Source organism: Staphylococcus lugdunensis, from assembly GCF_001558775.1.
GTDB classification, from domain to species: Bacteria; Bacillota; Bacilli; order Staphylococcales; family Staphylococcaceae; genus Staphylococcus; species Staphylococcus lugdunensis.
The window spans coordinates 1,455,400-1,470,213 of sequence record NZ_CP014022.1 but is presented as its reverse complement, the minus strand read 5'-3'; the positions used below and the strand labels follow the sequence as shown (position 1 = coordinate 1,470,213).

Below are 14,814 nucleotides of genomic sequence, written 5' to 3'. Positions count from 1 at the left end.
AAGAAGGTTTAATTATATTATGAAAGAAAACTTTTGGCGTGAATTGCCACGTCCATTTTTTATTTTGGCGCCTATGGAAGACGTGACAGATATCGTCTTTCGTCATGTAGTGAGTGAAGCAGCAAGACCGGATGTCTTCTTCACTGAATTTACAAATACTGAAAGCTATTGTCATCCTGAAGGGATCCACAGCGTACGCGGACGCTTAACATTTAGTGAAGATGAGCAGCCTATGGTCGCGCATATATGGGGTGACAAACCTGAGCAATTCCGAGAAATGAGTTTCGGTTTGGCTGAGATGGGCTTCAAAGGGATTGATTTGAATATGGGCTGTCCCGTAGCAAATGTTGCCAAAAAAGGTAAAGGATCTGGCTTGATTCTACGTCCCGAAACCGCAGCCGAGATTATTCAAGCAACAAAAGCGGGCGGTTTACCAGTAAGCGTTAAAACACGCCTTGGCTATTATGATATTGATGAGTGGAAAGACTGGTTAAAACACGTCTTCGAACAAGACATCGCAAACTTATCAATTCACCTCCGTACGCGTAAAGAGATGAGTAAAGTAGATGCACACTGGGAATTAATCGAAGCCATCAAGCATATGCGCGACGAAATTGCACCAAACACATTGTTAACAATTAACGGAGATATTCCAGATAGAAAAACTGGTATGGAACTCGCAACCAAATATGGTATTGATGGTGTCATGATTGGTAGAGGCATATTTCACAATCCCTTTGCCTTTGAAAAAGAACCACGTGAACATACGAGTGAAGAACTTTTAAGCCTATTTAGATTACACCTAACATTATTCGACAAACATTCTAGCGATGAAACGCAACAATTCAAAAGTTTACGCAGATTCTTTAAAATTTACGTACGTGGCATTAAAGGCGCTAGCCAACTACGTCATCAACTCATGGACACACAAACCACAGACGAAGCCCGCGCATTACTTGATGCATTTGAAGCCCAAAGACACGATGAGGTAGAGTCTTAATATACAGCGGTATAAATAAGGTTAAGCTTTTTTATCCCTTTAAAATTTTATGATTTATCGCATGACTTAAGCTGAAACATAAATGTCTTGGGCAAGATGAAGAAGTTCATTTACGATAAAAATAAAGGTGCACGTTCTTTAAATTCAATTAGCGGACTTAATAGCTTAAAAATGGTTCTGTGACAAAGTTGAATGCGCCTTATCTCGTAAAGATTATATTTATCGTGAACAAACATGTCATGATGATCTAGATAGCCGTTGCAGTTGCAATGAGTATGCTGATATATGATAGAAATGATAAACATGCTAAATAGAATCACAACTTGCTCGCAAAAAGCGACTACTTTAAGAAAGCAAAGTAGTCGCTTTTTCTTACTTTATAACTATTGATTATAACAGCATTAAAACATTTTAATTACATCTACATCCAGCTAGGTTTGTCGCCGTCTGTATTCGGTTTATTTAATCCAATATTTTCTTTTGAATGTCGTTTTGGATTTTGAGAAATTTTAACTGCTAAATCTGCAACACTTTTGCGAGAAACCTCTGTCCCTTTGAAAGGTTCATCTCTTTGTGTTACTTCATAATCTATTTCATCATAATTCGTTAACCAAGCCGGTCTGAATATTGTGTAGTCTAAATCTGAATTTTCAATGGCTTCAGTTGCTTCTCTAAAAGGTCCAAGATACGGGCCAATATTTTCATCATTCCACTCGCCAAATTTTCCTGGAACTTCATGAAGTGTATTAAGCGCAGTGACAAAGATTAAACGTTTCGTACCATTATCATTCATTGCTTCAATAATGGTCTTAGCTTGGTCTCCTAAAGTATCTCCGGTAGAACTAACAAACACAGTATCTACATTTTCTAAAGCCTTTGAAACAGCATTTTTATCTGTCGCATCACCTTCAAAGACTGTCACTCTATTTGAATCATAGTCAGGTAATTTCGATTTGTTTCTTGCTAATAGCGTTAAATCAAAATCTGTGTTCTGCAAATATAAGTCAATCGCCTCTTGTGAAATTTGACCACTAGCACCAATAATTAAAATACGAGTCATTGTTATACCACCCTTTTAAATTTATAGTGTTTCTTTATAGAATGATTCAAGTTTTGGTAGTACTTGATTGACATATTCTGGTATATCGTATAAATCGACGTGTGATGCGCCTTCTATTTTATATAATTCGTTGTTATTTCCAGCTGCTTTTTCAACTGCTTCCTCACTGTACTCAAAAGTGTCCGCTTCTGTACCTGCAATTGCTAAAAATGGTTGTGTTAACAGTTCATCAATATACGTAAATGGCGCAAATGTTAATACTTCAGAAAAGCTTCTTAATAAGATTTTGTTTGGTGCATTTTTATGATAACCACGTTCAGTTAAATAGTAATCATGACCTTGCACCATTGTTGAATTTTCAGGCATAGCATCATCAATTTCTTCTGGCACATAACCTGTATATGCATAGTCAGCACCACTTGCTTCTTCTGTACGTTGATCAGCAACTTGAGTCATGAAGCTTAGTTGATCTTCTATGGATATCACATCGCCAGGCCCTTTACGGAATAATGCACCAATATCAACCATACTTACTGTTGCTAGTGTTTTGATACGACGTTCAGTTCTTGCTGCACTGACTGTATAACCCCCACCAGCACAAATACCAAGGCCACCAATTCTACCATTATCTACAAAGTCTAATGTTGTAAGATAATCAACTGAAGCTCTCACATCTTCCGTTCTCGCAAATGGATCTTCTAAATATTTAGGTGAACCTTCACTTTCACCTTGATGAGAAGCATCATAGACCACAGTCACATAACCAAATTCAGCAAGTTTCTCTGCGTACATACCTGCAGTTTGTTCTTTAACGCCACCACCTGGATGGCACACTGTAATTGCAGGATACGTTTTACTTTCATCAAATTGTTCAGGTGTATATAAATGAGCTGTTAGTAAGTTCGTTTTACTTTTGAAATTAACTGATTGCTTCATAACTTTATTCCTCCATTTTATATATATAAAATTAATTCTCTGTGGATTTTTATTACTCTCGTGTGTATAATGCCATGGTAGAGTAATTAATTAAGTCTTTCAATTAATATATAGCCACATCTGTGTGTTACTACACAAATTGCTGATAATGGGTCTTAAGTAGGGGTGATTCACAATGAATATCAAGGATTTACGTGTCGTTAAAACAAGAGCAAGCATAAACAAAGCCTTTATTACACTTTTTTTCGAAAAAGATTTTGACACAATTTCAATTAAAGAAATTACAGAATATGCTCAAGTTGGGAGAAAAACATTTTATCTCCATTATATTGATAAATATGATTTACTAGATCAAGTCGTATCAGAAAAGCTTACGGAGCTCGAAAAAATTTGTGAAGCTAAAAAACTTCTTGGTCTACAAGAAGGTACACAATTATGGTTTGAGTTTTTCGAAAATAATAGGTCTTTTTTCATGAAACTTTTCAATATTAGTAACGCTTCAAGTTATAAGAAAAAACTTCTTCATTTTATTGAAGAAGAATTTAAGAAAAAAGTACCGACAACAGTCGCTACTGATAAAGGGCTAGATTATCATTTATATATTAACTTTATCAGTAACGGTATAATCGGCTTACTAGACAGCTATCTAAACAGCAGTGATAACACACAAGAACAAGAAAAAATACCTTTACACGTATCACGATTGTTATCTTTATATGATTTAGCCTAAAAGTAAAAAATAGGGAGCTATATGAGAAATCAATTTGGAACTTTGATCTCCGTATAGCTCCCATTTTAAGTATTAAAATTTAACAGTTTAATGCAAATATAAAAATGTTAATTCGCTGCATATGCAGAAACTGGATAATGGTCTGAATAGTCATTGTATCGGTAAGTCTTACCCCAAGATTTTACAGACCATTCTGGTGACTTCACTTTGTGTGTATGATTATGCCATGAACTTGGTTGTGCATGGTCTCGATCTAGTAAAATATAATCTAAATGTTGCGGCTCTAATTTAGGATAATTATAATTCGCAATGCCGTTAGTTTGTGTATCCCAACTATACGCGTTACCCTCGTATTGTTTAGGCATTGAAACATTCAAGTTATCAGACATTTTCTGATATTCCGCTGAACCTTTAATGACATTTAAATCACCGCCAATATATACAGGTTCATCTTTTGGAATATTTTTATCTTTGATAAATTGTTTGATTTCTTCCATTTGACTCTGTCTAATCGTTTGATCTTTCCCTTTCATACACACTGGATCTTCTGCTTGAAGGTGCGTTCCAATAATATGTTGGTATTTACCGTTTTTATTAATTTTAATGTATGCAAAGCCTTTATTGCCTACACTGTCAGCGCCGCAACCATTTTTGTAAATATGTTGTTCTTGTTGTACGATTGGCCATTTACTCACGATACCAACGCCACCGCTCACTTTTTTCAATTTTCTATAAGATCCAGATGTCTTTTGCCAACCTTCTGTACCTTGACCAACAATTGGTGTTTGATAAGGATATTGTGATTTTAAATTTGTTAAAAGTCGATTTGATGCCTTGTGATCAAATAATTCATTTAAAATTACAACGTCTTGACCTTGGATATAATCCGCTTTTGAAATTAAATCAGCACGCTGAGATTGCCCCCAATTAGGATATATTGCTGTGGGCAAGAAATAAACATTATGTGTTGTAATTTTAAGGCTGTCTTCAGTATTGCGTTCGCTAGCATATGTAATTGATGAAAATACTAATAATAAACTGCTCAATACGACCATCGTAGTTATGATACATTTACGTTGCCAATCCAAATACATCATTTATACACCTCATTTCATTTGATGCAATGATTATAACAAATGAAATAAAGTTATTTTTAAAAATTACTATAACTAAATAAAATTTTAATAAAAAATTAAAACCTAAATATTCTGTTTAATTCTATTGAAAGTATTACAGCGTTATCTAATTATATTCAAATTTAGTCTAGTCACGGGGCTGGTAGTATTTGTGATAAGTATCTAGATTCTGTTAAACGTCATCTTGTCATTTATTATAAAGCTGAAAACGATTGATTTACCGATGCTTTAATACTTGAATCACTCAGAAAAAAATTGAAAGCATAAGTTTTTAAAATATCATAAAGATTAATACTACTAATAAGAAAAAAGCTGTAAACTGAGCATCAAGACAAAAAAGCTAAGTTTAAAAACGCTCTAAATAATAAAACATGAGACTAAGTAACATCCATTTACTTAATCCCATGCTTTAACATAAAAATCATTCTACTCACTAATTATTTGACATTTAATTACATATCCCTTTTTATCAACATAAAATCTTACATCTTTGTTTCCAATTTTATAAGTACATTCTTTTCCCCATGCTGATGAAGAATAATATTTTGGTTCCCCGTAATGTTTAATTAATTCTTTTTTACTAACAGATTTGCCATCTAGTGAGAAAAAAACACCATTAGCTTTATGATTAGAAACCCAATAATATGTTTGATCATATAAATTTTTATGATTTTTAACTGATGAATTTTTAGTAATCTTATAACCATTAATCTTGAAAGTATCGAATTTTAAAGATTTTTTAAAATTCTTATCCAGTATAAACCGACTTTGATATGCTGTATAACCACTATAATTATAATAAGGTTTAACAGATTCTTGCGCATGTGCTTGAGTTACATTAAATAATTCGGGCGTTACGGAAAAGCCCAAAACAAGACTACTAGCTAAAATAATTTTAGAAACTTTTTTCATAAAAAACCCTCCTCATTAATTGTGTTACAGTTTTATTGTTACATTAATGTAACAATATTTCAAGAATATTACAAACGAAAATTTATATTTTGCCAATTACAATGTAAAATGCGTAATATAATTAAAAAAGAGCACTATATAAGTTATTTTAGATATCAAAAATTTGATAAAGATGTAATAGCAGTAGTTGATGGATATTAGTTTTATATTATTTACTAAAATTACCTTATAATAATAACTTTCTTCATTTGCTAAATTACCTATATAAAAAGCAGATGTCCTTTTTTAACTTTTATACCTAACTTATAACCATTCCCTTTCAATTTATATCCTCTTTTACTTTATAATTATTAATATAAACATATAATGGCATATAACAATTTATGATTATGTTCCGTTGAGTGATATTGTTTATAATCCCAGTAGCTACCTACATTTTTTAAGTCAATCAACTCAAATATCTTCTGTTTCAATGATTGATTTCTCATGCCAAAACAACTTCCAAATTTGTTACCTTTTATTATTTTTTCAAATGTATTATCTAACAATAGTATTGGCAAAAATATTAAAATATCATTTAAACTACAGTTATAAATAATGATTAATTATTAGTTTTACAATCTAAATCACTTATGATACTCTTCACAAAAACACAAGAGCAATTCTCATAAGCTTCATGTTTTCTAATACGTCCAAACCCCTTTACAAAGGTGCTAAAAAAACGTATCTATTAAGCATTTACTTTATTACAATTATTAATTACATTTACACATACTCTCTTCAGCTATATGACTTTTGAAAAAATAAACTGGCTTTTCGTGTGTCCATATGGCTGTAGTAAATCTATGAATGATTCTACTGAACTCATGTTTTCCAATCGAACTTTGAACACAAAGCAAGCGTCACCAGATACTCGATAACAAAAATCCACATTATCTTGTTCCGATATAAATTTTTTAAAATCTACGTATCTATTATTCTTGATAGTTATCTCAATCAAAATTTCAACGTCATATCCTAACTTCTCATAATCAATATTAATTGTGTAACTTTTTATTATGCCTAAATCTACCATCTTATTTATTCTTTCTCTTACAGCAGGTGCAGATAAATTCACCTGTTTACTTATTTCATTAATAGTCATTCTACTATTCTTTTCTAATATATTTAGTATTTTTTCATTTATTAAGTCATTCACTTATTTTACCTCATTTATTAAATAATTTAACAACATCTACCTTTGAATTGGTATTCATTATTTATTATAACATGTGTATTATTAATTAAAGGAGATGATAAAATGGCGTTAATAAATTATAGTAATATTGGTAAGACACCTTTTCAACAGTTATTAGGACACAATGAAAATATACTAAAATCTTGGAATGATTTAGCTAATCTTTTAAGTGATGATGGTGCTCTAAGTAAAGAACTTAAAGAAGAACTAAGAAGAATACTTGCTCAAGAAAATGGATGTCTATATTGTAAAGCAAAAGGTAGTCCTAGTAATGAATATCAAGATGAAAAATCATTACTATGTACTGGTTTTGTTGAAGTTTATTTAAAAACAAAAGAAAACGTACCTGAATCTACAATTCAATTACTGAAGAATGTAATGACAAATAAAGAAATTATTGAATTAATTACATTTACTTTATTTACTACAGCACAACAACATTTAGGAGCAATTTTGAAATTATCAAGTGAAACTAACTGATTTATTAAATCTTTGTATTTTAGCATCATCTCACATCAAATGAAGAAAGTTATGACTTGATGTTAAAATATTAAATATATTTTTAGTTTTCAAAAACCGTTGCTAAAGGAGATATGGAAAGCCATAACTACTGGTGAATTAGTAATAATTCCCAATAAACTCTTACTAGAAACTAGCTAAAAAACAGCATCACTTATGATACGCTTCGCCTCGCATAATTTTAAACGCACGGTAAACTTGTTCTATTAAAATCACGCGCATCATTTGGTGTGGAAAAGTCATTTTGCTGAATGAGAGTGCGTAGTTGCTACGTGTTAAGACGTCTTTATGTAATCCGTTTGATCCGCCAATAACAAAGACGAAGTCACTTTGGCCTTGGATCATACGTTGTTGTAATTCTTGTGCTAAGCCTTCTGATGACAGCATTTTCCCTGCAATTTCTAATGTAATGACTGTTGCTTGAGGCTTAATTTTAGCCAGGAGGCGTTGGCCTTCTTTGGCTTTTACTTGTTCTATTTCTTTGTTGCTCATATTTTCTGGTGCTTTTTCGTCTGGTACTTCTATCAGTTCTATTTTACTATAGGCACTCAAGCGTTTTTCGTATTCTGCAATAGCCTGCTTCCAATATTTTTCTTTTAATTTTCCTACTGCAAGTATTGTGATTTTCATATTAAACCTCCGTGATGAAGTAACTTATTCTAGTTATCCACAAGTTATTCACTTATCAACACTATACCCTCTTATTATACCAATAATGAATAAAAATAAGCCTTATTTTTGTGATTTATTTAGAAAAAAGCGTTAATAACTTGTGATTATGTGGATAACTCTGTGAATAATGTGTATATTTTTGTGTGTATTGTTCACAACACTGGATAACTTTGCATGAATTTGGGGATAACTTGCTTACCGTCTTACATAGTTATACACATATATTATGTGTTAACTGACAGCGTTTTAATTATTCATTTCTTAGACTGCCCTTCTACTTAATTAATTACAAATAAAAAGAGCAGGATTAAGTCTCTTATGTTAAGACTTTGTCATCCTGCTCATTAAAATAGCATTTAAAACTATAGTGTATAAATAGGTGTTGCTTGTGCTTTATCCGTATCACATAATAACACTTCTTTTTGTGTATCAATGTCATGTTCATTCAATACTTGACCGACACTCATACGTGCTAAATCTTTCATATTATTATCTTGAGATAAGTGCGATAAATAAATGCGCTTTGTGTTTCCTGTGATTACATCTGTCATTGCGTGTCCTGCATCTTCGTTAGACACATGCCCCATATCACTGAGGATACGTTGCTTTGTCTTCCATGGATATCGACACATGCGCAACATATCTACATCGTGGTTACTTTCAAACATAAAGACGTCACTACCATGTATCATGCCTTTCATGCGGTCTGAAATATATCCTGTATCCGTAATCATTGTAAATTTCTTATAATTATTATGAAAAATGTAAAATTGTGGATCGATCGCATCATGTGAAACGTTAAATGATTCAATATCAAAGCCTGCGATTGACTTCGTTTCATATGGATTGAATATAAATTTTTGTTCCATCGGTATTTTGTTATCTTTCTTTTCAATCATTTTCCATGTCTTTTCATTCGCATAAATTGGCAAATGATACTTACGTGCTAAGACTCCTAATCCTTTAATATGATCACTATGCTCATGTGTCACGAGTATACCGTTTAAATCGCTTATATTTCTGTCGATTTGGCTAAACAGATTTTCCATTTTCTTACCTGTTAAACCGACATCAACTAACAAGCTGCCTTTTTCACTTTCTACATAAGTAGCATTACCAGTACTGCCGCTAGCTAAGACGCTCATACGTATCACGTCACTCATCCTTCCTACTATCTGTCATGCTGTGTGTTATTATTTACACTCCCCTTAGAGGTCCTCCTATGTAAATCAACCATCCACACGTTATACATCAGTGACCGTTATTATCAATGATATGTTATCACGCTGTATCACAAGCACATCATCGTATTCCGTCCTCTAAAATATCTTTATATATTACTATACCAATTATAAGAACAATGTGCCAATACACAGATTTAAAATAGCGCGCATATTTTTATTTTAAGTTTCTGTATGTACGCTTATACATCTAGAAAATACTTCATATGTTATCACCTTTTGATCCTGCGCACTTCTTCTATCAATAGTTGCATCGTATATATTTTGTTTTCCTTATTGTGCTATATTTTATACTACCTTCACAGTTCCTTCTCTATACTGTAAGTCTTCCCTTATTGGATTATGCCGTTTGTTTTGTACTTCATAAAACTATAAATAAGCCTTGTGATATATAGATGGAAAATTACTATATATTGAAAAATGTAAACTTTTATTTTATTATCTTAAACAATTGTTATTGCACTATTACTAATTACTTATGCACCATATTAAAAATAAAAGAGGGGCAATTATGAAAAAGCTTAGTGCCATTATTGTTATTTTATTACTTATTGTATTCACTTTCTTTCCTAAGCATAGTAAGCAAGCTGATATTGAAAAGGGTATTTCTATTGATATTGCACGGACGCATTATACTAAAGAGAGTATTAAGAAAATCATCGGCGAGCTTAGCCGTGTCAATGGGCGTTATCTACAATTACACCTTGCTGACAATGACAATTATAGTATTTACTCAAATGTCTTAGGTCAAACGTCTACCCATTCAAATCACTATTACCTCACAAAAGCAGAATTGCGTGAGCTTGTTCAATATGCCAATAAACACCATGTCCAGCTTATTCCTGAATTAGACTTCCCTGCACATTCAAAAGCCATGCTGACGTTACTCCATAAACATCATCCCTCTCAATATCGACAGGTTGTTTCTAGCTATGATAATACAATGCTTGATTTTCAACAAAATCAGACAGCGCTTGATGTATCTCGTCAGTTAATCAATGAAGTTGCTGATATTTTCTATCAAACACCGTATAAAGACAATTTAAAAATGGTTATCGGTGGAGATGAGGTACCTGGTGGAGGCGCACAGCAACGTGATTTTGTTTCATACATGAATCAGCTTGCAGACACTGTCCAAGCAAAGCATTATACGCCTAAGATGTGGAATGATTCTTTGACACATGAAGGACTCAAAAATTTAAATCACAGCATTATTATTATGTATTGGCATCAACCATCCAAACAGTCACCATCGCCAACTGACTTTTTCACTAACCACTTTATGGTCGAAAATTTTAATCGTTCTGTTTACTACGTCTTTCCTAGAGCACAGCAAAGCACACATTCGTTAGTTAAGCAGAAAGCTGATATAGCCGACACACGTTTAACAGATTTTAATACAGCTAATATGCGTAAAGACCCGCATTTCAATAGTTATATTAATGGCGAATATCTCACATTTTGGGGAGAATTTGCTTCAGATTTAAAACAGACCAATTTAATCGAGTATGTATATAAGTTTATTCGCATTTATTTTAATTCCTAACTCCTTAAGGTTAATTTTTTTCAGCAAAAAAGATTTTCTTCACGATAATTGTTTTCGCTAGAAGAAAAGAAACACATATTGATTTTTCTTACAGATAAAATTTTTATTTGAATTTAGTGAGTTCATTTGTAGATTTTTTACAAACAAAATTATTTTTATATGTCTTTTTTATAAATTAAAAAAGTGTTGCAATACCTAAATTTTTACCTTATCATCATCAATGCACAATACATTTTTGATGGAGGGCGAAAATGAAATATTTAAATTTGTTAATTCTCTATCCACTTTTCATGTCAATGTTTTGGATAGTAGGAACGGTTATTTATATGCTCTTTTCAGAAATTTGGCTTAAAAGGAAGCCAAATAAAGACATCGGTGATCAAGGTATTTCCTTTTTAATTCCTTGTTTTAACGAGGAAGAGACGATTGAAGACACAATTTCGAATTTGTTATCGTTAGAGTTTCCAAATAAACAAATTATTGTGATTAATGATGGGAGCTCTGACAATTCTGCTGAAGTTATTTACAAGCTGCAAAAAACATTAGATTTCACTTTTGTTGATTTAGAAGAAAACCAAGGAAAAGCAAACGCCTTAAATCAAGGTTTGAACTATGCACAATATGATTTAGTGATGGGCATTGATGCAGATACCTTAATTGATGATGACGCACCTTATTTCATGTTAGAACATTTTATCGATAATCCGAAATTGGCTGCGGTAACTGGCAATCCTCGTATTAGAAATAAGAAGTCTATTTTAGGTAAAATTCAAACAATTGAGTATGCTAGCATGGTTGGCAGTATTAAACGTGCCCAATCTTTAACTGGCAAGGTCAATACTATATCAGGAGTTTTCACACTATTCAGAAAGCGTGCGATTGAACAAGTAGGTAAGTGGGATATCGATATGATTACAGAAGACATTGCGATTTCTTGGAAATTTCATCTTGCCAACTTACACATTAAATATGAGCCACGCGCATTATGTCGAATGCTTGTTCCTGAGACGATACCTGGCTTATGGAAACAACGTCTTCGATGGGCACAAGGTGGGCAAGAAGTTCTGATTCGGGACTTCAAACAAGGTATCAAAACACTTAATCCAGCAACGTATATGTTGATATTTGAACAAATCTTTTCATTGCTTTGGGTTCATTGCGTTGTGATTCTTTTAATTATCGATATCATTAACGCTAATTTTTTAGATTATTATTTCTTAAATTATCAATTTTCTTTATTAATCCTGTCAGCGCTGCTTTTGACTTTTATCAATACTGTACAATTTGTTATTGCGCTATTCGTGGATAGTCGCTATGAAAAAATTAATCTTTTAACCATATTTTACTTAAGTTGGTATTCAACAATATATTGGCTGTTAAATGCTTTGGTCGCTATTTCTGCCTTTCCAAAAGCATTAAGACGTAAAAAAGGAGCGTTTGCGACATGGACAAGTCCAGACAGAGGAAAAAATTAGTAATCCATGCTTTTTGCCATGCATTACGTGAAATAATTACATTTATTATTAGTTTAATATTTTGGCTCTATTTTATGATTGCTTGCATTTTAGTTATTGGTTCACTCTTCACGTTTAATATTGACATCGTGTTAATCATAAGAACGTTATTAAACGTTGAAGCAGTTACGATGAGTGACATCTTTTTTACCTTACTTAAATTTATCATCATTGACATTATTATCTTCTCACTTTGTTTAATTAGCAGAAAAATAATATATAAAAAAGAAGGTATTAATCATGGCAAAGTTTTTTAAATTATGTAGCATTTTAACGTTGTTAACAATCTTATGTATCTTTCAAACACATACCATTTCTAGTGCAAAAAGCAAAGAAAAAACGCTTAACGTCAAAGGTAATAGTGCATTAGCACTCAATTATCATCGTATCCGAGATGATAATTGGTTTAAAAACACCCTTTTTACCTTATCTAACAGTAAAGAAATTAAAAATTATAGTATTAGTAAAGAAGCGTTTGAGGCTGAAATTAAATGGCTTAAAGCACATGGGGCACATTTTTTAACAGAAAAAGAATTTCAACATTATAAAGAAAAAGGTAAATTCCCACCTAAAAGTGTCTGGATTAGCTTTGATGACATGGAACAATCCGTCTATGATAATGCAAATCCAATTATTGAAAAATATAAAATACCTGTTACAGGATTTATAATTACTGGTCAAATTGGCAATGAAAATTTTCATAATTTAAATCTTAGTGATTTAAGTACTTTAAAAATATTAAATCATTCTAAATATTGGACCTTTAGTTCACATACGGATAATTTACATTCACTGACTAAAGACAGAAAAGCCATCATGACAAGTACACCTGATGACAAGTTAAAAGATGATATTGTCAAAAGTAATCTTTTCATTCATAAACAGTTTCATAAAAATAATGATTCTATTGCTTATCCTTATGGTGAAGTAAGCAATCAAAATATAAAAGTACTTAAAAAAGAAGGTATTCGCTATGGCTATACACTCGAAGATAAAGCTGTTAAACCTAGTGAAAACAACTATCGTATTCCTCGTGTCTTAATGAATGAAGATGCGTTTAATAAATTAATTAAAAAATGGGATGGTTTTGCTGATGGCCGTTAAAAATAAAAAAAGGAAAGAACTTATTTATTTAAGAGCAATGTTGTGTATTATCATTATTATCACACATACATTAACACAATATATGCGAGGTATTGATGGCGATGATCTTAGACAATTAAAAGTCATCTATTATGCACAAAACATTTTTATCTTTGGCACGCCTTGCTTTATTATCTTGTCACAACTGTTAACAACATTAAATTATGCTTCATTACGCATCACCTATTTAACGTCACGTTTTAAATACATTATTTTGCCTTATTTATGTGTCGGTTGTTTCTATTGTTACAGTGAATCGCGTAAATTAGGTGATCCATTCTGGCATCAGTTTTGGCAAAATGTTGTATTAGGTTATTGGTATGGCTATTTTATTCTAATTATTATTCAATATTTTATCTTAAGCTATCTTATCTACAAAATAACACCTAAAATTTTTAATAGTAAATTATTATTAATTGGCTCATTTTTTGTACAGTATTTCTTTCTATACTATTTACATCATAACCACCAATTTGAGACATTTGTACATAAAATTTATCCTTTAAGTGATAATACCTTTATTTTAGGATGGATATTTTTCTTCTTCTTAGGTGGCTATATTGGTTATAACTATCATAAAATTATCGCATTTTTACATGATTTTCCTTTTATTATATTAACCTTAGCTGTTGGTTCGTATTTAATGTTTGTCTTTTTATTTGGAAAGCACGATTACTGGAATGTTACCAGCTATAGTGAATCGTTAATGTTATATCATATGAGTATGTTTTTACTATTATTGAGCTTATGTATTCATTATAAATACTTTATGTTTGGTGTTATTAATTTAATTAACTCATTCTCTTTCTTTATCTATCTCTTACATCCAATTGTATTAGAATATGTATATGAGTATACGTCTATTTTTATTAATACAAGTATTATTTTTATCATCTTTTCTGTTGTTGGAACGCTAGGTATTTGTATTGGCATTGGTATTATTTTACGTGAATTCTATATTTGCCGCTTTATTATTGGTAAGCAACCTTATAAGTTGGATATTGATTTTAAAGGAACATACTAATTTCTCGTTTCATCAATAACATGTTGCTACTGTCTGAGATGTAAATCCTTTAAAAAATTTAGCCAGTAAATGCGTTTTTGTAAATGCATTTACTGGCTTCTTTGTTTATCGTATTGTTGGCTCGCTTTCTTAGGGGACAGCTTC

General features: G+C 31.7%; 15 protein-coding genes. 8 read left to right on the top strand and 7 right to left on the bottom strand.

Annotated features, from left to right (window positions below; genetic code table 11):
- Positions 1 to 19 precede the first annotated feature (19 nt).
- The gene (locus tag AL499_RS06955; protein ID WP_002460979.1) at positions 20 to 1,000 is read left to right on the top strand and encodes a tRNA dihydrouridine synthase; all 981 of its coding nucleotides are present in this window, start codon (positions 20 to 22) and stop codon (positions 998 to 1,000) included.
- Positions 1,001 to 1,421: 421 nt separating this feature from the next.
- Here the strand turns inward: AL499_RS06955 and AL499_RS06950 are convergent, their stop codons facing one another.
- Positions 1,422 to 2,060, bottom strand: coding sequence for an SDR family oxidoreductase (locus AL499_RS06950; RefSeq protein WP_002492065.1), 639 nt, complete (start codon positions 2,058 to 2,060; stop codon positions 1,422 to 1,424).
- A 21-nt stretch (positions 2,061 to 2,081) separates the two neighbouring features.
- A complete protein-coding gene (locus tag AL499_RS06945) occupies positions 2,082 to 2,996 on the bottom strand; it encodes an alpha/beta hydrolase (RefSeq protein ID WP_002492060.1) in 915 nt (304 codons plus the stop codon).
- A gap of 175 nt (positions 2,997 to 3,171) precedes the next feature.
- On the opposite strand from AL499_RS06945, the gene AL499_RS06940 reads away from it, so the two are divergent.
- A complete protein-coding gene (locus AL499_RS06940) occupies positions 3,172 to 3,726 on the top strand; it encodes a TetR/AcrR family transcriptional regulator (RefSeq protein ID WP_002492048.1) in 555 nt (184 codons plus the stop codon).
- Between the two features lie 107 nt (positions 3,727 to 3,833).
- Here the strand turns inward: AL499_RS06940 and sph are convergent, their stop codons facing one another.
- The 3 genes from sph to AL499_RS06925 form a co-directional block, all read right to left on the bottom strand.
- On the bottom strand, positions 3,834 to 4,814 hold the full coding sequence (gene sph / locus AL499_RS06935; protein ID WP_172412345.1) for a sphingomyelin phosphodiesterase: 981 nt from the start codon (positions 4,812 to 4,814) through the stop codon (positions 3,834 to 3,836).
- Between the two features lie 474 nt (positions 4,815 to 5,288).
- Entirely contained in the window at positions 5,289 to 5,774 is a 486-nt protein-coding gene (gene isaB, locus AL499_RS06930; RefSeq protein ID WP_002492049.1) for an immunodominant staphylococcal antigen IsaB family protein, read from the bottom strand.
- Positions 5,775 to 6,558: 784 nt separating this feature from the next.
- Positions 6,559 to 6,918 (bottom strand): Lrp/AsnC family transcriptional regulator, encoded by a 360-nt coding sequence (locus AL499_RS06925; protein ID WP_228865515.1) that lies wholly within the window; start codon positions 6,916 to 6,918, stop codon positions 6,559 to 6,561.
- Positions 6,919 to 7,074: 156 nt separating this feature from the next.
- Here AL499_RS06925 and AL499_RS06920 point away from each other — a divergent pair, with 156 nt between their 5' ends.
- Positions 7,075 to 7,491, top strand: coding sequence for a carboxymuconolactone decarboxylase family protein (locus AL499_RS06920; protein ID WP_002492050.1), 417 nt, complete (start codon positions 7,075 to 7,077; stop codon positions 7,489 to 7,491).
- Positions 7,492 to 7,680: 189 nt separating this feature from the next.
- Here the strand turns inward: AL499_RS06920 and rlmH are convergent, their stop codons facing one another.
- Together rlmH and AL499_RS06910 are read right to left on the bottom strand one after the other, a co-directional pair.
- Complete coding sequence (rlmH, locus tag AL499_RS06915; RefSeq protein ID WP_037540905.1) at positions 7,681 to 8,160, bottom strand: 23S rRNA (pseudouridine(1915)-N(3))-methyltransferase RlmH; 480 nt, start codon at positions 8,158 to 8,160, stop codon at positions 7,681 to 7,683.
- Positions 8,161 to 8,564: 404 nt separating this feature from the next.
- Positions 8,565 to 9,365, bottom strand: coding sequence for an MBL fold metallo-hydrolase (locus tag AL499_RS06910; RefSeq protein ID WP_037540904.1), 801 nt, complete (start codon positions 9,363 to 9,365; stop codon positions 8,565 to 8,567).
- A 589-nt stretch (positions 9,366 to 9,954) separates the two neighbouring features.
- Between AL499_RS06910 and AL499_RS06905 the strand changes: the two genes are divergently transcribed.
- From AL499_RS06905 to icaC, 5 genes are all read left to right on the top strand, one after another.
- A complete protein-coding gene (locus AL499_RS06905; RefSeq protein WP_002492037.1) occupies positions 9,955 to 10,989 on the top strand; it encodes a family 20 glycosylhydrolase in 1,035 nt (344 codons plus the stop codon).
- A 251-nt stretch (positions 10,990 to 11,240) separates the two neighbouring features.
- Positions 11,241 to 12,464: a poly-beta-1,6 N-acetyl-D-glucosamine synthase IcaA gene (gene icaA / locus AL499_RS06900; protein ID WP_037540903.1), complete on the top strand. Its 1,224-nt coding sequence runs from the start codon at positions 11,241 to 11,243 to the stop codon at positions 12,462 to 12,464.
- A complete protein-coding gene (gene icaD / locus AL499_RS06895; protein ID WP_002461006.1) occupies positions 12,434 to 12,760 on the top strand; it encodes an intracellular adhesion protein IcaD in 327 nt (108 codons plus the stop codon). The genes icaA and icaD overlap by 31 nt, the downstream gene beginning before the upstream one ends.
- Positions 12,744 to 13,607 carry an intercellular adhesin biosynthesis polysaccharide N-deacetylase gene (icaB, locus tag AL499_RS06890; RefSeq protein ID WP_002492063.1) on the top strand — a complete coding sequence of 288 codons (864 nt, stop codon included), beginning with the start codon at positions 12,744 to 12,746 and terminating at the stop codon, positions 13,605 to 13,607. Before icaD ends, icaB begins: the two co-directional genes overlap by 17 nt.
- Complete coding sequence (icaC, locus tag AL499_RS06885) at positions 13,597 to 14,670, top strand: polysaccharide intercellular adhesin biosynthesis/export protein IcaC (protein ID WP_002461010.1); 1,074 nt, start codon at positions 13,597 to 13,599, stop codon at positions 14,668 to 14,670. The genes icaB and icaC overlap by 11 nt, the downstream gene beginning before the upstream one ends.
- Positions 14,671 to 14,814: the final 144 nt, after the last annotated feature.

What these genes read in the sequence shown, in the direction of transcription:
- AL499_RS06955 (WP_002460979.1), top strand. Translation starts at nt 20, where the DNA reads ATGAAAGAAAACTTTTGGCGTGAATTGCCACGTCCATTTTTTATTTTG.
- AL499_RS06950 (WP_002492065.1), bottom strand. Translation starts at nt 2,060, where the DNA reads ATGACTCGTATTTTAATTATTGGTGCTAGTGGTCAAATTTCACAAGAG.
- AL499_RS06945 (WP_002492060.1), bottom strand. Translation starts at nt 2,996, where the DNA reads ATGAAGCAATCAGTTAATTTCAAAAGTAAAACGAACTTACTAACAGCT.
- AL499_RS06940 (WP_002492048.1), top strand. Translation starts at nt 3,172, where the DNA reads ATGAATATCAAGGATTTACGTGTCGTTAAAACAAGAGCAAGCATAAAC.
- isaB (WP_002492049.1), bottom strand. Translation starts at nt 5,774, where the DNA reads ATGAAAAAAGTTTCTAAAATTATTTTAGCTAGTAGTCTTGTTTTGGGC.
- AL499_RS06925 (WP_228865515.1), bottom strand. Translation starts at nt 6,918, where the DNA reads ATGACTATTAATGAAATAAGTAAACAGGTGAATTTATCTGCACCTGCT.
- AL499_RS06920 (WP_002492050.1), top strand. Translation starts at nt 7,075, where the DNA reads ATGGCGTTAATAAATTATAGTAATATTGGTAAGACACCTTTTCAACAG.
- rlmH (WP_037540905.1), bottom strand. Translation starts at nt 8,160, where the DNA reads ATGAAAATCACAATACTTGCAGTAGGAAAATTAAAAGAAAAATATTGG.
- AL499_RS06910 (WP_037540904.1), bottom strand. Translation starts at nt 9,365, where the DNA reads ATGAGTGACGTGATACGTATGAGCGTCTTAGCTAGCGGCAGTACTGGT.
- AL499_RS06905 (WP_002492037.1), top strand. Translation starts at nt 9,955, where the DNA reads ATGAAAAAGCTTAGTGCCATTATTGTTATTTTATTACTTATTGTATTC.
- icaA (WP_037540903.1), top strand. Translation starts at nt 11,241, where the DNA reads ATGAAATATTTAAATTTGTTAATTCTCTATCCACTTTTCATGTCAATG.
- icaD (WP_002461006.1), top strand. Translation starts at nt 12,434, where the DNA reads ATGGACAAGTCCAGACAGAGGAAAAAATTAGTAATCCATGCTTTTTGC.
- icaB (WP_002492063.1), top strand. Translation starts at nt 12,744, where the DNA reads ATGGCAAAGTTTTTTAAATTATGTAGCATTTTAACGTTGTTAACAATC.
- icaC (WP_002461010.1), top strand. Translation starts at nt 13,597, where the DNA reads ATGGCCGTTAAAAATAAAAAAAGGAAAGAACTTATTTATTTAAGAGCA.